General features: G+C 72.3%; 15 protein-coding genes. All 15 read left to right on the top strand.

All coding sequences use genetic code 11. The annotated features are described in order from the left end of the window. The coding region (locus tag ABD883_RS07750) for an HNH endonuclease signature motif containing protein (protein ID WP_345031159.1) at positions 1–1,578 on the top strand (1,578 nt) is incomplete at its 5' end. A gap of 379 nt (positions 1,579–1,957) precedes the next feature. Continuing rightward, positions 1,958–2,590 carry a M23 family metallopeptidase gene (locus ABD883_RS07745; protein WP_137320486.1) on the top strand — a complete coding sequence of 211 codons (633 nt, stop codon included), beginning with the start codon at positions 1,958–1,960 and terminating at the stop codon, positions 2,588–2,590. A gap of 89 nt (positions 2,591–2,679) precedes the next feature. Further along, positions 2,680–3,744, top strand: coding sequence for a methionyl-tRNA formyltransferase (locus ABD883_RS07740; RefSeq protein WP_137319805.1), 1,065 nt, complete (start codon positions 2,680–2,682; stop codon positions 3,742–3,744). A gap of 242 nt (positions 3,745–3,986) precedes the next feature. Next, the gene (locus ABD883_RS07735; protein ID WP_345031176.1) at positions 3,987–5,342 is read left to right on the top strand and encodes an RsmB/NOP family class I SAM-dependent RNA methyltransferase; all 1,356 of its coding nucleotides are present in this window, start codon (positions 3,987–3,989) and stop codon (positions 5,340–5,342) included. A 9-nt stretch (positions 5,343–5,351) separates the two neighbouring features. Then, positions 5,352–6,014: a ribulose-phosphate 3-epimerase gene (rpe, locus tag ABD883_RS07730; RefSeq protein WP_345031153.1), complete on the top strand. Its 663-nt coding sequence runs from the start codon at positions 5,352–5,354 to the stop codon at positions 6,012–6,014. A gap of 14 nt (positions 6,015–6,028) precedes the next feature. Continuing rightward, positions 6,029–6,691, top strand: coding sequence for a nicotinamide mononucleotide transporter family protein (locus tag ABD883_RS07725; RefSeq protein WP_137319802.1), 663 nt, complete (start codon positions 6,029–6,031; stop codon positions 6,689–6,691). 73 nt (positions 6,692–6,764) lie between these two features. Beyond that, complete coding sequence (locus ABD883_RS07720; RefSeq protein WP_137319801.1) at positions 6,765–7,028, top strand: phosphoribosyl-ATP diphosphatase; 264 nt, start codon at positions 6,765–6,767, stop codon at positions 7,026–7,028. 24 nt (positions 7,029–7,052) lie between these two features. Next, the gene (hisG, locus tag ABD883_RS07715; protein ID WP_137319800.1) at positions 7,053–7,895 is read left to right on the top strand and encodes an ATP phosphoribosyltransferase; all 843 of its coding nucleotides are present in this window, start codon (positions 7,053–7,055) and stop codon (positions 7,893–7,895) included. Beyond that, a complete protein-coding gene (locus ABD883_RS07710) occupies positions 7,879–8,337 on the top strand; it encodes a PH domain-containing protein (protein WP_247424874.1) in 459 nt (152 codons plus the stop codon). Before hisG ends, ABD883_RS07710 begins: the two co-directional genes overlap by 17 nt. A gap of 34 nt (positions 8,338–8,371) precedes the next feature. Then, positions 8,372–9,574, top strand: coding sequence for a CaiB/BaiF CoA transferase family protein (locus ABD883_RS07705; protein ID WP_137319798.1), 1,203 nt, complete (start codon positions 8,372–8,374; stop codon positions 9,572–9,574). Between the two features lie 5 nt (positions 9,575–9,579). Beyond that, positions 9,580–11,085 carry an acetyl-CoA carboxylase carboxyltransferase subunit alpha/beta gene (locus tag ABD883_RS07700; protein ID WP_247424869.1) on the top strand — a complete coding sequence of 502 codons (1,506 nt, stop codon included), beginning with the start codon at positions 9,580–9,582 and terminating at the stop codon, positions 11,083–11,085. Between the two features lie 8 nt (positions 11,086–11,093). Beyond that, the gene (hisF, locus tag ABD883_RS07695) at positions 11,094–11,867 is read left to right on the top strand and encodes an imidazole glycerol phosphate synthase subunit HisF (protein WP_345031146.1); all 774 of its coding nucleotides are present in this window, start codon (positions 11,094–11,096) and stop codon (positions 11,865–11,867) included. Beyond that, positions 11,864–12,223 carry a phosphoribosyl-AMP cyclohydrolase gene (hisI, locus tag ABD883_RS07690; protein ID WP_137319795.1) on the top strand — a complete coding sequence of 120 codons (360 nt, stop codon included), beginning with the start codon at positions 11,864–11,866 and terminating at the stop codon, positions 12,221–12,223. The genes hisF and hisI overlap by 4 nt, the downstream gene beginning before the upstream one ends. Next, positions 12,201–13,742 carry an anthranilate synthase component I gene (locus ABD883_RS07685; RefSeq protein ID WP_345031144.1) on the top strand — a complete coding sequence of 514 codons (1,542 nt, stop codon included), beginning with the start codon at positions 12,201–12,203 and terminating at the stop codon, positions 13,740–13,742. The genes hisI and ABD883_RS07685 overlap by 23 nt, the downstream gene beginning before the upstream one ends. Continuing rightward, on the top strand, positions 13,739–14,236 hold the full coding sequence (locus tag ABD883_RS07680; RefSeq protein ID WP_137319793.1) for a Trp biosynthesis-associated membrane protein: 498 nt from the start codon (positions 13,739–13,741) through the stop codon (positions 14,234–14,236). Before ABD883_RS07685 ends, ABD883_RS07680 begins: the two co-directional genes overlap by 4 nt. Positions 14,237–14,264 lie beyond the last annotated feature (28 nt).

Here is a 14,264-nt window from a genome sequence, read left to right as displayed (position 1 = left end):
CCCCTCGAGCCCCTGCACGCCCTGCACCGCCGCCTCGAGGCCACCGCCCGCGCGATCCGGGCCGCCCACGCCTCGACGTTCGGCGAGCAGCTGCCGGCCGGGGCGCAGATCGCAGACGATCGCACCATCCCGCAGCTGATGTTCGACCTCCTCACCGCCACCGCCCCGAGCACCGACATCGAGATCACCACCCCCAACACCACCACCGCCTCCGAGGAGGGCGGCGGCGGTGACGGCGGCAGTAGTCAGGACGCAGGCGCGTTCACTGCTGAGGGGAGTACCGCAGATCCGAATCCAGGACTCTTCCCCTCCACCGGTGATACCGATGCAGGTGAAGCAGGCCCGGACGGGCGCGTGCGGCAATATGTCACGGTGACGTGTCCGTCGAATCAGGACTGGCTGCGCAGACAGGCCACCGTCGTCATCACCGTCCCCTTCCTCACCCTCACCGGACACGCCACACTGCCCGGCACCTGGTCCGACGGCACCCCCATCCCCGCCGACCTCGCCCGCAGACTCGCCGCCGGGTCGGAGAAATTCACCCGCATCCTCACCGACCCCACCACCGGCGCCATCTGCCCCGAGATCGCACAGTCCTACACGCTGCCGGCCGGAATGCGCACCACGCTGAACCAGACCTGGGCCTGGTGCACCGCCCCGGGCTGCACGCGGCGGGCCGAGACCAGCGAAGCCGACCACATCACCCCCTTCGACCACGCCGCTCCTGCTCGTGGCGGGCGGACGGACTTCGACAACCTCCACCCCCTGTGCAAACAGCACCACCAGATGAAGACCGAGCGGACCCTGCGCCTGCACCGCACCACCGACGGACTCATCTGCTGGCAATTCGCCCACGGCATCACCCACACCACCACACCGGCTGACAGGCCCGCCGATCGCGAGGCTGCGCGCCTCACCCGCCGCCTCCTCGGCCTGACCGACTCCGACGACCCCGACCCGCCACGGAGCACATCCCAAGAGAGGCCACCCGACGGCCCGAGCACCGGAACACCGGACGACCCCGATGACGACCCACCGGATCGTCCCGATGGCGGACCCCCGCGTGACCCTGATGACGGCCCGCCGGACCGCGAACCGGACGGCACCGCGTCGCGCAGCTCTCGTGCTTCTGTCGTCATCGATCCCTGGGAGTGCTGGGAGAAGGCGCCCCAGTCTGATATCGATGACACCGAGTCGGCCGACCCCCGGCCGGATTCCACCCGGCCGCAACCCGCCGCGTCCGTCGACAGCACAACTGCGAACAGCAGGAAGAGCGATCGCTTCGCGCACACCGGCGTTGCGACAGACTGCCAGCCCGACCGCAGGAACAGTGGCGCAGCGCACGCGGAGACCGGTTCCGGAGCGACTGTCCTGGGTGTGTCGGTCTCCGGAGGGTCAGTCACCGGACGATCGGCCAGTGCAGATCGGTCCGCTGGGGGATCGGTGATGAGAACGCCGGCGGTCGAGCGACTCGCAAACGATACCGACACCGGGAGTGCGACCGAGGCATCGACCGGTCCTCCCGCCGGTGGCAGCGACCCCTGGTGGCACGCCGACGACGACCCGCCGCCCTTCTGAGACCCGCCGATCTTATGAGAGCCACCGCCCATGTGAGGCCCGCAGCCCATCAGTGACCCGCAGCCCTTGTGAGAGCCACCGCCCCTCCAAAGACAGTGCTCTTCTGGGGACAGCGCCCTCGGATCACCGCCGCTCTTCCGGGATGGACCGGGCGACGACACTTTCCAGTGCCTGATCCCCTGGAACCGGAGCTCCGACGTGAGAGAATCGAGTGAGGGCTTGTCCCAGTGCGACTCCCGAGGCCCCGCAGACGATCGCCGCTGTGGATGCAAGCAGATCAGTCGACGAACGTGGCTCTGTCAACGCGCGTGCGCCGATTGGCTCACGTGGATCTATCGACGCATGTGGAGCGGTCGCGGCGCACGAAAGGGAGTCCTGTATGTCATCCGGCATCGATCTCGACTATCCGTTCTCCGGCCGCTGGCTCGTCCAGAACAGCCCGGCCGACAGGATTCCCAGCCATGGCACCCATCGGTTCGCCACATCGCATGCGATCGATTTCGTGCCGGTCGGGGAGGATTCGCGCACTGCTCCGATCACGTTCAGCGGGCTCGTCCGACCGGAGCCCCCGGAGCGCTTCCCGGGTTTCGGTCGGCCGATCCTCGCCCCTGCCGATGGTGCTGTGGTCGCGGTGCATGATGCGGAGCCCGACCATCGGGCTCACCGCGGCCTGCCGTCGATCGGCTATGCGCTGACCCAGCCACGTCGAGTCGCGGCGGGGTGGACGGCACTTGCGGGGAACCACGTGTTCATCGAACGCGGGGGCATCGTCGTCGCGCTCTGCCATCTGCAGCTGGGGAGTGCTGCTGTCCGGACGGGGCAGCACGTGCGCGCCGGCGAGCTCATCGGCCGGTGCGGGAACTCGGGCAACAGCACTGAACCCCATCTGCACATCCAGGCGATCGACGGCACGCACATCGAGGGCGCGAACGCGGTGCCGATGACCTTCCGGGGATCCCTGCCGCGGAACCGCGAGATCGTCGACGTCCCGCTGGCGCACGGAGTCGGATGACGCAGTCGTGACCGGGCGGACCCACCCCGGTGCACCTCGATCGCACTGCCGTACCGGCGCGCACGCCCCGCGCCGTAGACTGGATCCTCGTGAGACTGATCTTCGCCGGAACCCCCCACGTCGCCGTGCCCTCCCTCGAGGCGCTGCTCGCCTCCGAGCACGAGGTCGTCGCCGTGCTCACTCGGCCCGATGCGCCTGTCGGCCGCAAGCGCGTTCTCACCCCCAGCCCGGTCAAGGTCCGCGCGCAGGCCGCCGGGATCCCGGTCCTCGAGGCCGACCGGCTGCGCGGCGACATCCTCACCGAGATCGAATCCCTCGCCCCGGACGCCGTCGCCGTGGTCGCCTACGGCGCGATCGCCGGCCCACGCGCCCTCGCCGCGGCCGCCCACGGCTGGTTCAACCTCCACTTCTCCCTGCTCCCGGCCTGGCGGGGTGCGGCACCCGTGCAGCGCGCGATCATGGCCCGGCAGACCGGCTCCGGTGTCACCGTGTTCCGGATCGACACCGGCATGGACACCGGAGACGTCGTCGCCCAGGCCGCCTTCGAGCTCCCGGAGGCCGACGCCGGTGCTGTCCTCGACGACTACGCCGAGCGCGGTGCACCCGTGCTCGTCGCCGCGCTCGACGCCGTCGCCGCCGGCACCGCGGACTACCGGCCGCAGGCGGGGGAGTCCTCCCACGCGGACAAGATCACCCCGGACGAGGCGCGCCTCGACTTCCGCGCCTCCGCGCCCGAGGTGTCCGCCCGCGCCCGCGGAGTCACCCCGCAGCCCGGCGCCTGGGCTCTCATCGATGGGAAGCGGACCAAGCTCTTCGGCGTCCGGGTCCACCGCAGCGGCAGCTCCGATCACACCGCCCCCACGGACCCCCGGACTGCGCCTCCGACGGACCCCCAGACGGGCTCTCCGACGGACCCTCAGACCGAACCTCCGACAGATCCCCGGACGGATCCTCGGCCGGGGGCTCCGGCAGGCCCCTCGGCTGACCTCCCGCCCGGCCGGCTGACCCGGCGCGGGGACGCCGTCGTCATCGGCACCGGCGACGGCGCCGTGTCCGTCACCGGGATCCAGCCCTTCGGCAAGCCCCGCATGTCCGCGCTCGACTTCCATCGCGGCCACGGCGACATCGACTTCGACCTCGAGGAGACCCCGTGACATCGGACGAATCCAAGAACCACGACCGGCAGCACCACGACCGTCAGCCCCGCGACCGGCAGCGAGACGACCGGCAGCCCCGTGACAGGCAGGGCGATGATCGGCCGCGCCACGACCGCCGCACCTCCGGCCCTCGTGACTCAGGCCCCCACCACCACGACCGCCGGGGCTCAGGGCCCCGCGACCACGACCGTCGGGGGCCCCGTCAGCCGCGCCCGCCGCGCGCCGACCTCCCGCGGACCCTGGCCTGGGAGGTGCTGCGTGACGTCGAGCTCGAGGATGCCTACGCCAACCTCCTGCTGCCCGGCAAACTCGCCCGCACCCGCCTCACCGGCCCCGACGCCGCCCTCGCCACCGAGCTGACCTACGGCACGCTGCGCGGCATCGGCCTCTACGACGCGATCATCACCGTCGCCGCCGGCCGCCCCGCCGCCGACATCGACCCGCCCGTGCGCGCCGCGATGCGGATGGGCGCCCACCAGCTGCTGAATATGCGCGTCGCCGACCACGCCGCGGTGTCCGAGACCGTCGGCGTCGTCAAGGCCCACCACGACGTCCGGGCCGGCGGATTCGTCAACGCCGTCCTCCGGCGCATCTCCGAGCGCACCCGCGAGGAATGGCTCGACACCGTCACCGCGGACGTCGATCCCACCCGGGAGCTCGAGATCGCGACCTCCCACCCGGCCTGGATCATCCGTGCCCTGCGCCAGGCGCTCGTCGCCCACGGCCGCGACGCCGGTGAGCTGCGCGCGGTGCTCGATGCCGACAACGCCCCGGCCAAGGTCTGCCTGAGCGTCCTGCCCGGTGTCGCCGACCGCGCCGACGTCGCCGACCGGGTCGGCACCCCGACCCCGCTCTCGCCCCTCGGCGTGCACCTCGACCACGGCGCCCCGCTCGACGTGCCCGAGGTGCGCGAGGGCACCGCCCGGGTGCAGGACGAGGGCTCCCAGCTCGTCGCCCTCGCACTCACCCGGCCCGAGGCGCCCGCCGGGGCGTGGCTCGACCTGTGCGCCGGACCCGGCGGCAAGACCGCCGTGCTCGGCGCGGTAGCCGCGGGCACCGGTGACCGCGTCATCGCCGTCGACACCTCCGACCACCGGGCCGACCTCGTCGAGGACTCGACCCGGGCACTGTCCGAGGTCGTCGAGGTGTTCGCCGCCGACGGGCGCGAGTTCGGCACCGACCACGCCGAGCAGTTCACCCGCGTCCTCGTCGACGTGCCCTGCTCCGGCCTCGGTGCGCTGCGCCGCCGGCCCGAGGCCCGCTGGCGCCGCACCCCGAAGGACGTCAACACCCTCGGGCCCATCCAGCGCGAGCTCCTCGCCGCCGCGATCAGCGCCGCGATGCCCGGCGGCGTCATCGCCTACACCACCTGCTCGCCCCACCACGTCGAGACCCTGCTCGTCGTCGAAGAGCTCGCCGCCGCGGAGCCCTCCGCCGTCGAGATGCTCGACGCCGCCCAGGTGCTCGCCGAGGTCACCGGCCGCCCGGCCGAGGAGTTCGCCTCCGCACCGGTGGCCGGGGGCCGCTGCGCGCAGCTGTGGCCCGACGTCCACGGAACCGACGGCATGTTCCTCGCCCTGATGCGGAAGAAGTAGGATTCCCCCGTGACCATCCACATCAATCCGAGCATCCTGTCCTGCGACTTCGCCGACCTGCGCGGCGAGCTCGCCGCGATCGCGAACGCCGACATGGCCCACGTCGACGTCATGGACAACCACTTCGTGCCGAACCTCACCTTCGGCCCGCCGGTGGTCGAGCGGATCCGCGCCGTGTCCCCGATCCCGCTCGACGCGCACCTCATGATCGCCGACGCCGATCGCCACGCACCCGTCTACGCGGAGCTCGGCTGCGCCTCGGTGACCTTCCACGCCGAGGCCGCCGCCGCCCCGGTCCGGCTGGCCCGGGAGATCCGGCGCCTCGGCGCGAAGGCGAGCCTCGCCCTCAAGCCGGCGACCCCGATCGAGCCCTACGTCGACCTCCTCGGCGAGTTCGACCAGATCCTCATCTTGACCGTCGAGCCCGGGTTCGGCGGCCAGTCCTTCCTCGACGTGTGCCTGCCGAAGATCCGCCGCACCCGCGAGGCGATCAGCGCCTCCGGCCTCGACATCCTCCTCCAGGTCGACGGGGGAGTGTCCGCCGCGACCGTCGACCGCGTCGTCGACGCCGGCGCGAACGTGCTCGTCGCCGGCTCGGCCGTCTACGGCGCGGACAGCCCGGCCGCCGCCATCGACGAGCTCCGCACCCGCGCCGCCGCCCACGCGCACTGACCCGAGGGGATTCCATGGAGATCTTCACCTGGCTCAACACGCCGATCTTCGAGCTGCTGGGCAATCCCGTCCCGTGGTCGGACTTCCTCGGCAACATCTGTGCGCTCGCCACGGTGTTCCTCGCGCTGCGCCGGAACATCCTGTCCTGGCCGGTGCAGATCCTCGGCTCGATCCTCCTGTTCTCCGCGAGCGTCTCCGCCGGTCTCGGCGGCAACGCCTCCCGCCAGGTCGTCATCATCGTCGCCGCGATCTGGGGCTGGAGCCAGTGGAAGCGCTCGCGTGAGCAGACCGGTGAGATCCAGGTCCGTTGGGCGACGTGGAAGGAGCGGATCCTCCTCGTCCTCGCGCTGCTCGTCGGCACCGTCGCCTTCGGCGCGGTGCTCTCCGCCGGCGGCTGGTCGTGGAACCCCTACCCGGACGCCTACATCTTCGTCGGCTCGCTCGTCGCGATGTACGCCCAGGGCCGCGCGATCGTCGAGTTCTGGTTCGTCTGGCTCGCCGTCGACCTCGTCGGCATCCCGCTGGCGATCATGGGCGGGCTGGCCTTCTCCGGCATCGTCTACTTCATCTTCCTCATCATGGTGGTCGTCGGGATCATCGACTGGGCGAAGCGCTCCCGGCAGACGATCTCCTCGCCGATCGCCCAGTCCCAGACGGTGACCGGCCGCCCCGATTGAGCGAGCGAGGTCACGTTCCCGAGGTGCGGACGGGCCCCGGCGCGCGCCCGCCCATGCACTAGGCTGGGACACCGTGAAGACCTTCGAAGAGCTGTTCGCCGAACTCACCGCCAAGGCCGCCGCCCGACCGGCCGGATCCGCCACCGTCGCCGAGCTCGACGCCGGGGTCCACGCGATCGGCAAGAAGGTCGTCGAGGAGGCCGCCGAGGTGTGGATGGCCGCCGAGTACCAGACCGACGAGGAGCTCGCCGAGGAGATCTCGCAGGCCCTCTACCACCTCCAGGTCATGATGATCGCCCGCGGCCTCACGCTCGACGACGTCTACCGCAAGCTCTGAATCCCGGATCCTCGAAAGGACATCATGCTCCGTGTCGCAGTGCCCAACAAGGGCGCGCTGTCGGAATCGGCCACGACGATGCTGCGGGAGGCCGGCTACTCCCTGCGGCTCAACTCCAAGCGCCTCGTCCATCGCGACATCGACAACGACATCGAGTTCTTCTACCTGCGGCCCCGTGACATCGCGACCTACATCGGCCGCGGCATCCTCGACATCGGGATCACCGGGCGCGACCTGCTGCTGGAGTCCGAGGCGGAGGCCGACGAGGTCATGCAGCTCGGCTTCGGCCGCTCCGCCTTCCACTACGCGGCGGAGGAGGGCACCTACTCCGACCCCGCCGAGCTCGCCGGGAAGACCATCGCCACGAGCTACCCCGTGCTCGTCGACCAGGACCTCGCCCGCCGCGGCATCGAGGCGACCACCGTCAAGCTCGACGGCGCCGTCGAGGTGTCGATCGAGCTCGGAGTCGCCGATGCGATCGCCGACGTCGTCGAGACCGGCACCACCCTGCGGATGGCCGGCCTCGAGACCTTCGGCGAGCCGATCCTCATGTCCGAGGGCGTGCTCATCGCCCGCGGCGAGGTCACCAAGCCGGGGGCGGACGTCTTCATCCGGCGCATGCAGTCCGTCATGGTCGCCCGCTCCTACGTGCTCATCGACTACGACATCCGCACCGAGCTGCTCGCCGATGCGATCGCGGTGACCCCGGGCTACGAGAGCCCCACGGTCTCCCAGCTCAACGACCCCGCATGGTCGGCCGTGCGTTCGATGGTCGAGAAGAAGGACTCCCACAAGATCATGGACCGGCTGTACTCGGCCGGGGCACGGGCGATCCTCGTGACCGCGATCGATGCCTGCCGGATGTGAGGTCTTCCGCCCCTACGTGCTGCGGCCCCTGACACTGGTGGCCGCGGTCGCGGTCCTCGCCGCCTTCATCGCCCTGTCCTACGGGCTGGGCACGATCGGCTGGGACGCATGGAAGCCGGTCGACCACATCTGGCTCATCGCCCTCGGCGTCCTCTTCGCCGCGATCCTGTGGCGCCTCGGCTCGGTGCGCGCGATCGCGACCCCCGCATCGCTCACCGTCCGCAACATCGTGCGCACCCGGACCTTCACCTGGCCGGAGATCATCGGCGTGAGCTACTCGACGACGAGCGGACAGCCGTGGCCGCTGCTCGACCTCGCCGACGGCACCACGTATGCGGTGATGGCGATCCAGACCGCCGACGGCGCCCGCGGATTCGCCGCCGCGGGCCGATTGCGTAGACTCGTGGACACGTACGGAACCCCCGACGGCCCCGACAACTGAGGCCGCGCGCGGACCCTCCCACCGGAAGGCAGCCATGTCCCGACCCACGCCCAATCCCCGCACCGCCGGCGCCCTGTCCGGGTACACGGTCGTCGACCTGTCCCGCGCGCTCGCCGGCCCCCACGCAGGGCAGCTGTTCGGCGACCTCGGCGCCCGCGTCATCAAGGTCGAGAACCCCGCCTCCGGCGACGACTCCCGCTCCTGGGGGCCGCCCTTCGTGGGGCCCGCCGACGACCCGCAGGCCACCTACTTCTTCTCCTGCAACCGCAACAAGGAGTCGATCGCGCTCGACCTCAAGAGCGAGGACGGGAAGGCCACCCTGCGCGCCCTCATCGCCCGCGCCGACGTCCTCGTCGAGAACTTCCGCGGCGGCGTGCTCGACCGGCTCGGCTTCTCGACCGCGACCTGCCTCGAGATCAACCCGCGCCTCGTCATCCTCTCGATCACGGGCTTCGGCCACGACGGGCCCGAGGCGCAGCGCGCCGGCTACGACCAGATCGCGCAGGGCGAGGCCGGCCTGATGTCGCTCACCGGCTCCGGACCCGACGACATGCAGAAGGTCGGCGTCCCGATCGCGGACCTGCTCGCCGGCATCTACGGCGCCTACGGCGTCCTCGCCGCCCTCCTCGAGCGCGAGCGCACCGGCCGCGGCAAGGTGGTGCGCACCTCGCTCATCGCCGGCATGGTCGGCGTCCACGCCTTCCAGGGCACCCGCGCCACCGTCGCCGGCGAGGACCCGCGCCCCGGCGGCAACCACCACCCCTCGCTCTCGCCCTACGGCCTGTTCCACTGCGACGGGGGTGCTGTGCAGATCTCCGTCGGCAACGAGGGCCTGTGGCAGCGCTTCTGCGCCGCCTTCGACCTCGACCCCGCCGCCCCGGGGATGGCGACGAACTCCGAGCGGGTGACGAACCGGCCGGCCGTCACCGCCGCGATCGAGGACGTGTTCGCCGCCTACGAGTCCGCGGCGCTGCTCGAGAAGCTCGCCGCCGCCGGCATCCCCGCCGGGATCGTCCGCACCCTGCCCGAGGTCTACGACTGGGAGCAGGCGCTGTCCCAGGGCCTCAAGATCACCGTCGACCATCCCGTCGTCGGCCCGATGGACCTGCCCGGGCCCCCGGTCCGGTTCTTCGACGCCGACGCCGCCGGGGAGACGGAGACCACCGTCACCGAGCACCTCGCGCCGCCGCTGCTCGGCGAGCACGACGCCGTCATCCGCTCCTGGCTCGAGGGCTGAGGGCCATGGCACAGCGACTCGACGCCCGCGGGCTCATCGACCTCGTCGTCGACCCCGGGACCTACACGAGCTGGGACACCACCCCTGTCACCCCGGCCGCCGGGATCGACGCGGACTACGCCGCCGAGCTCGGCCGGGCGGCTCGGAAGTCCGGCGTCGACGAGGCGGTCATCACCGGTGAGGGACTCGTGCGCGGCCGCCGCGTCGCCGTCGTCGCCTGCGAGTTCCGGTTCCTCGCCGGCTCGATCGGCGTCGCCGCCGCCGAGCGGCTCGTGTCCGCGATCGAGCGGGCCACCGCCGAGGGGCTGCCGCTGCTCGCCGGGCCCGCCTCCGGCGGCACCCGGATGCAGGAGGGCACGGTCGCCTTCCTCTCCATGGTCAAGATCACCGCGGCCGTCATGGCCCACAAGCAGTCCGGCCTGCCCTTCCTCGTCTACCTCCGCCACCCCACCACCGGCGGCGTGTTCGCCTCCTGGGGCTCGCTCGGCCACTTCACCGTCGCCGAACCCGGCGCGCTCATCGGCTTCCTCGGCCCGCGCGTGTTCGAGCAGCTCTACGGCCGCGAGTTCCCCACCGGCGTGCAGACCGGGGAGAACCTCCACCGGCTCGGCATCATCGACGCCGTGATCGGTCCCGAGCGGATCGCCGACACCGTCGCGAAGGTGCTCGACGTCCTCATGGGCAGCCGCGAGGTGCCCGCCCCCGTGCCGGACCCCGAGACCGCGCCCGACCCCGCTCCGTCCGGCACCCGGGCCTGGGACATCATCACGGCCTCCCGCAACCCCGAGCGCCCCGGCGTGCGCGAGCTGCTGCGCCACGGCGCCACCCACGTGCTGCCGCTCAACGGCACCAGCCAGGGGGAGAAGGACCCCGGCCTGCTGCTCGCGACCGCGAAGTTCGGCAGCGCGCCGTGCATCGTGCTCGGGCAGGACCGCTACCGGCAGCGCTCCCACGAGCCCATGGGCCCGGCCGCCCTGCGTGAGGCGCGCCGCGGCATGGCGCTCGCCCGCGAGCTCGGCGTGCCCCTCGTCACCGTCATCGACACCCCCGGAGCGGCGCTGTCGAAGCAGGCGGAGGAGGGCGGCCTGGCCGGCGAGATCGCCCGCTCGCTCGCCGATCTCATCACCCTCGAGGCGCCCACCGTGTCGCTGATCATGGGCGAGGGCAGCGGCGGAGGAGCGCTCGCGCTCGTCCCGGCCGACCGCGTGCTCACCGCGCAGAACGGCTGGCTGTCCCCGCTCCCGCCCGAGGGCGCCTCGGCGATCGTCCACCGCGACACCGAGCACGCCCCGGAGATGGCCCAGGCGCAGGGCGTGCAGGCCGAACGGCTGCTCGCCGACGGCGTCGCGGACAGGATCATCGCGGAGGAGCCCGACGCCGCGGCGGAGCCGGAGGCGTTCGTCGCCCGCGTGTCGGCTACCCTCGAACACGAGATCATCGCGCTCATGCGCCAGCCGGCGGACCGCCGCTGGCACCGCCGCATCGAGCGCTACCGCAACCTCGGACTGTGAGGAGCTCCATGGCAGTGTCGGTACGGGTCATCCCCTGCCTCGATGTGGACGCCGGACGCGTGGTCAAGGGAGTGAACTTCACCGGGCTGCGCGACGCCGGGGACCCGGTCGAGCTCGCCCACCGCTACGACGCCGAGGGCGCCGACGAGCTCACCTTCCTCGACGTCACCGCCTCGAGCGGCGACCGGGAGACGACCCTCGACGTCGTCGGCCGCTGCGCCGAACAGGTGTTCATCCCGCTCACCGTCGGCGGGGGAGTCCGCTCGACCGCCGACGTCGACCGCCTGCTGCGGGCCGGGGCCGACAAGGTCGGGGTCAACACCGCAGCCGTCGCCCGGCCCGAGCTCCTCGCCGAGATCGCCGACCGGTTCGGCAATCAGGTGCTCGTGCTGTCCCTCGACGCCCGCCGGGTCCCGCCCGGGGCGGATCCCACCCCCTCGGGCTTCGAGGTCACCACCCACGGCGGACGCCGGGGCACCGGGATCGACGCGATCGAGTGGACGCGGCGCGCCGCGGAGCTCGGCGCCGGGGAGATCCTCCTCAACAGCATGGACGCCGACGGCACGAAGGCCGGTTTCGACCTCGAGCTCATCTCCGCCGCCCGCGCCGTCGTCGACGTGCCGCTCATCGCCTCCGGCGGGGCCGGTGCCGTCGAGCACTTCGCGCCGGCCGTGCGCGCCGGGGCCGACGCGGTGCTCGCCGCGAGCGTGTTCCACTTCGGGCGGTTCACCGTCGGTGAGGTCAAGGACGCTCTGCGCGCCGAGGGGATCGAGGTCCGATGACACCGCCGACCATCGAGGACGCGCTGCCCGGCGTCGTCTTCAGCCCCGACGGCCTGGTGCCCGTCGTCGTGCAGGAGCACACCACCCGGGAGGTCCTCATGCTCGCCTGGATGGATGCCGAGGCGCTGCGCCGCACCGCGACCACCGGGCGGGCCACCTACTGGTCGCGCTCGCGGGGCGAGTACTGGGTCAAGGGGGAGACCTCCGGGCACGTCCAGCACGTGCGCGGGCTCGCCCTCGACTGCGACGCCGACACCGTGCTCCTCACCGTCGACCAGACCGGCCCGGCCTGCCACACGAACACCGCCACCTGCTTCACCGGGAGGGAGATCGATGTCCGTCACCCCGACGCGTGAGGAGTTCCGGGCCCTCGGCGCCGACCACCGCCTCGTGCCCCTGTACACGACCGTGCTCGCCGACTCCGAGACCCCGCTGAGCATCTACCGCCGGCTCGCCGGCGGTCGGCCCGGCGGGCTCCTCCTCGAATCGGCGACGAGCGGAGTGTGGAGCCGCTACTCCTTCATCGGCCGCCACCCGATCGCCACCCTCACCGAGGTCGACGGCGAGGTCGCCTGGCTCGGCACCCCGCCGGCCGGCGCCCCGACGAGCGGCGACCCGCTCACCGCCCTGCGCGCCACCCTCGAGCTGCTCCACATCGACGTCCCGCACCCCGACCTGCCGCCGATGATCTCGTCCCTCGTCGGCTACCTCGGCTGGGACGTCGTGCGCCGCTTCGAGCGGCTCGGCCACGGCCCGCTGCCGGAGGACGCGGTGCCCGAGCTCAGCCTGTCGATCCCCGGCGACGTCGCGATCTTCGACCACTCGACCTCCCGGGTCACCCTCGTGGCGAACGTCGTCAACGTCGACGGCCGCGACTCCGGCATCGATGCCGCCTACGACACCGGGCGCGCCCGGCTCGCGGCGATGATCGACGACCTGCTCGCCCCGGCCCCCTCGACCGTCGCCGTCCACACTCCGCTCGAGCCCGAGGTCAAGCCGCGCACCCCGCGCGAGGAGTACCTCGAGTCCGTGCTCACCGCCAAGCAGGAGATCGTCGACGGGGAGATCTTCCAGGTCGTGCTCGGGCAGCGCTTCGACTCGCCCTGCGATGCCGACCCGCTCGACGTCTACCGGATGCTGCGGACCACGAATCCGAGCCCCTACATGTACCTCCTCGACGTCCCGACCCCCGACGGGCGGCCGCTGAGCATCGTCGGGTCCTCGCCCGAGGCGCTCGTCACCGTCAAGGCCGGACACGTCGTCACCCATCCGATCGCCGGCTCCCGGCCGCGCGGGGCGACGCCGGAGGAGGACCACGAGCTCGCCCGCGACCTGCTCGCGGACGAGAAGGAGCGCGCCGAGCACCTCATGCTCGTCGACCTCGCCCGCAACGACCTCTCGAAGGTCTGCGAACCCGGCAGCGTCGACGTCGTCGAGTTCATGGAGATCGAGCGCTACAGCCACATCATGCACATCGTGTCGACCGTCACCGGCAGCCTCGATCGGCGCTGCGGCGGGGTCGATGTGCTCGCCGCGACCTTCCCCGCCGGCACCCTGTCCGGAGCGCCCAAGCCGCGCGCGCTCGAGATCATCGATCGGCTCGAGCCGACCGCGCGCGGCGTCTACGGCGGGGTCGTCGGCTACCTGTCCTTCACGGGCGACCTCGACGTCGCGATCGCGATCCGCACCGGCATCATGCGCCCCGGGGTGATCAGTGTGTCCGCCGGCGCCGGGATCGTCGCCGACTCCGTGCCCGACACCGAGTACATCGAGACGCAGAACAAGGCCGCCGCGGTGCTCCGCGCCGCCGCCGCGGCCCACACCCTGCGCACCCCCGGGACGGAACCGGAGCGGACCGCGGGGGCACCCCGGTGACGAAGGCGCGCGGCATCCTCGCCCTCCTCGTGTCCGCGGCCGCCCTGTGGATCGTCGCCGGTCGCACGTGGATCACCGCCGCCGCGGACCCCACCACCCCGGTACCCGGTGTCGCCCAGGCGACCGCCGAGGCGCCCGGGAACTCCCCGCTGCTCGTCTCATGCGCCGCGATCATCGCCGTCATCGCGCTCCTCTTCGGCCTCCTCGAACGGGTCGGGCGCTGGGTGGTCGGCGGCGTCGCGGTGCTCGCCGCGCTCGGCTACTCCGGTGTCGCACTCGCCACGATGCTCGCCGACCGGCCCCACACGGCGTGGCCCGGCGTCGGCCTCGTGCTCGGTCTCGCGGTCGCCGCCGTCGCGGCGTGGGTGACGCGCGCGAGCGGCCGCTGGCAGGCCTCGGCCCGCTACGAGCGCAGCAGCGCGGCCGACGACGGGGAGCCCGGCGCGGATCCCACCCGCACCTGGGACGCGCTGTCCCGCGGGGAGGACGTATGAGCGGATCCCGCATCGCGGGTCGGGGCGC

Source organism: Brevibacterium pityocampae, from assembly GCF_039541555.1.
Classification (GTDB): domain Bacteria; phylum Actinomycetota; class Actinomycetes; order Actinomycetales; family Brevibacteriaceae; genus Brevibacterium; species Brevibacterium pityocampae.
This window is presented reverse-complemented; position numbering and strand designations above follow the sequence as displayed.

What these genes read in the sequence shown, in the direction of transcription:
- ABD883_RS07725 (WP_137319802.1), top strand. Translation starts at nt 6,029, where the DNA reads ATGGAGATCTTCACCTGGCTCAACACGCCGATCTTCGAGCTGCTGGGC.
- ABD883_RS07700 (WP_247424869.1), top strand. Translation starts at nt 9,580, where the DNA reads ATGGCACAGCGACTCGACGCCCGCGGGCTCATCGACCTCGTCGTCGAC.
- ABD883_RS07710 (WP_247424874.1), top strand. Translation starts at nt 7,879, where the DNA reads ATGCCTGCCGGATGTGAGGTCTTCCGCCCCTACGTGCTGCGGCCCCTG.
- ABD883_RS07685 (WP_345031144.1), top strand. Translation starts at nt 12,201, where the DNA reads ATGTCCGTCACCCCGACGCGTGAGGAGTTCCGGGCCCTCGGCGCCGAC.
- hisF (WP_345031146.1), top strand. Translation starts at nt 11,094, where the DNA reads ATGGCAGTGTCGGTACGGGTCATCCCCTGCCTCGATGTGGACGCCGGA.
- ABD883_RS07745 (WP_137320486.1), top strand. Translation starts at nt 1,958, where the DNA reads ATGTCATCCGGCATCGATCTCGACTATCCGTTCTCCGGCCGCTGGCTC.
- hisG (WP_137319800.1), top strand. Translation starts at nt 7,053, where the DNA reads ATGCTCCGTGTCGCAGTGCCCAACAAGGGCGCGCTGTCGGAATCGGCC.
- ABD883_RS07705 (WP_137319798.1), top strand. Translation starts at nt 8,372, where the DNA reads ATGTCCCGACCCACGCCCAATCCCCGCACCGCCGGCGCCCTGTCCGGG.
- hisI (WP_137319795.1), top strand. Translation starts at nt 11,864, where the DNA reads ATGACACCGCCGACCATCGAGGACGCGCTGCCCGGCGTCGTCTTCAGC.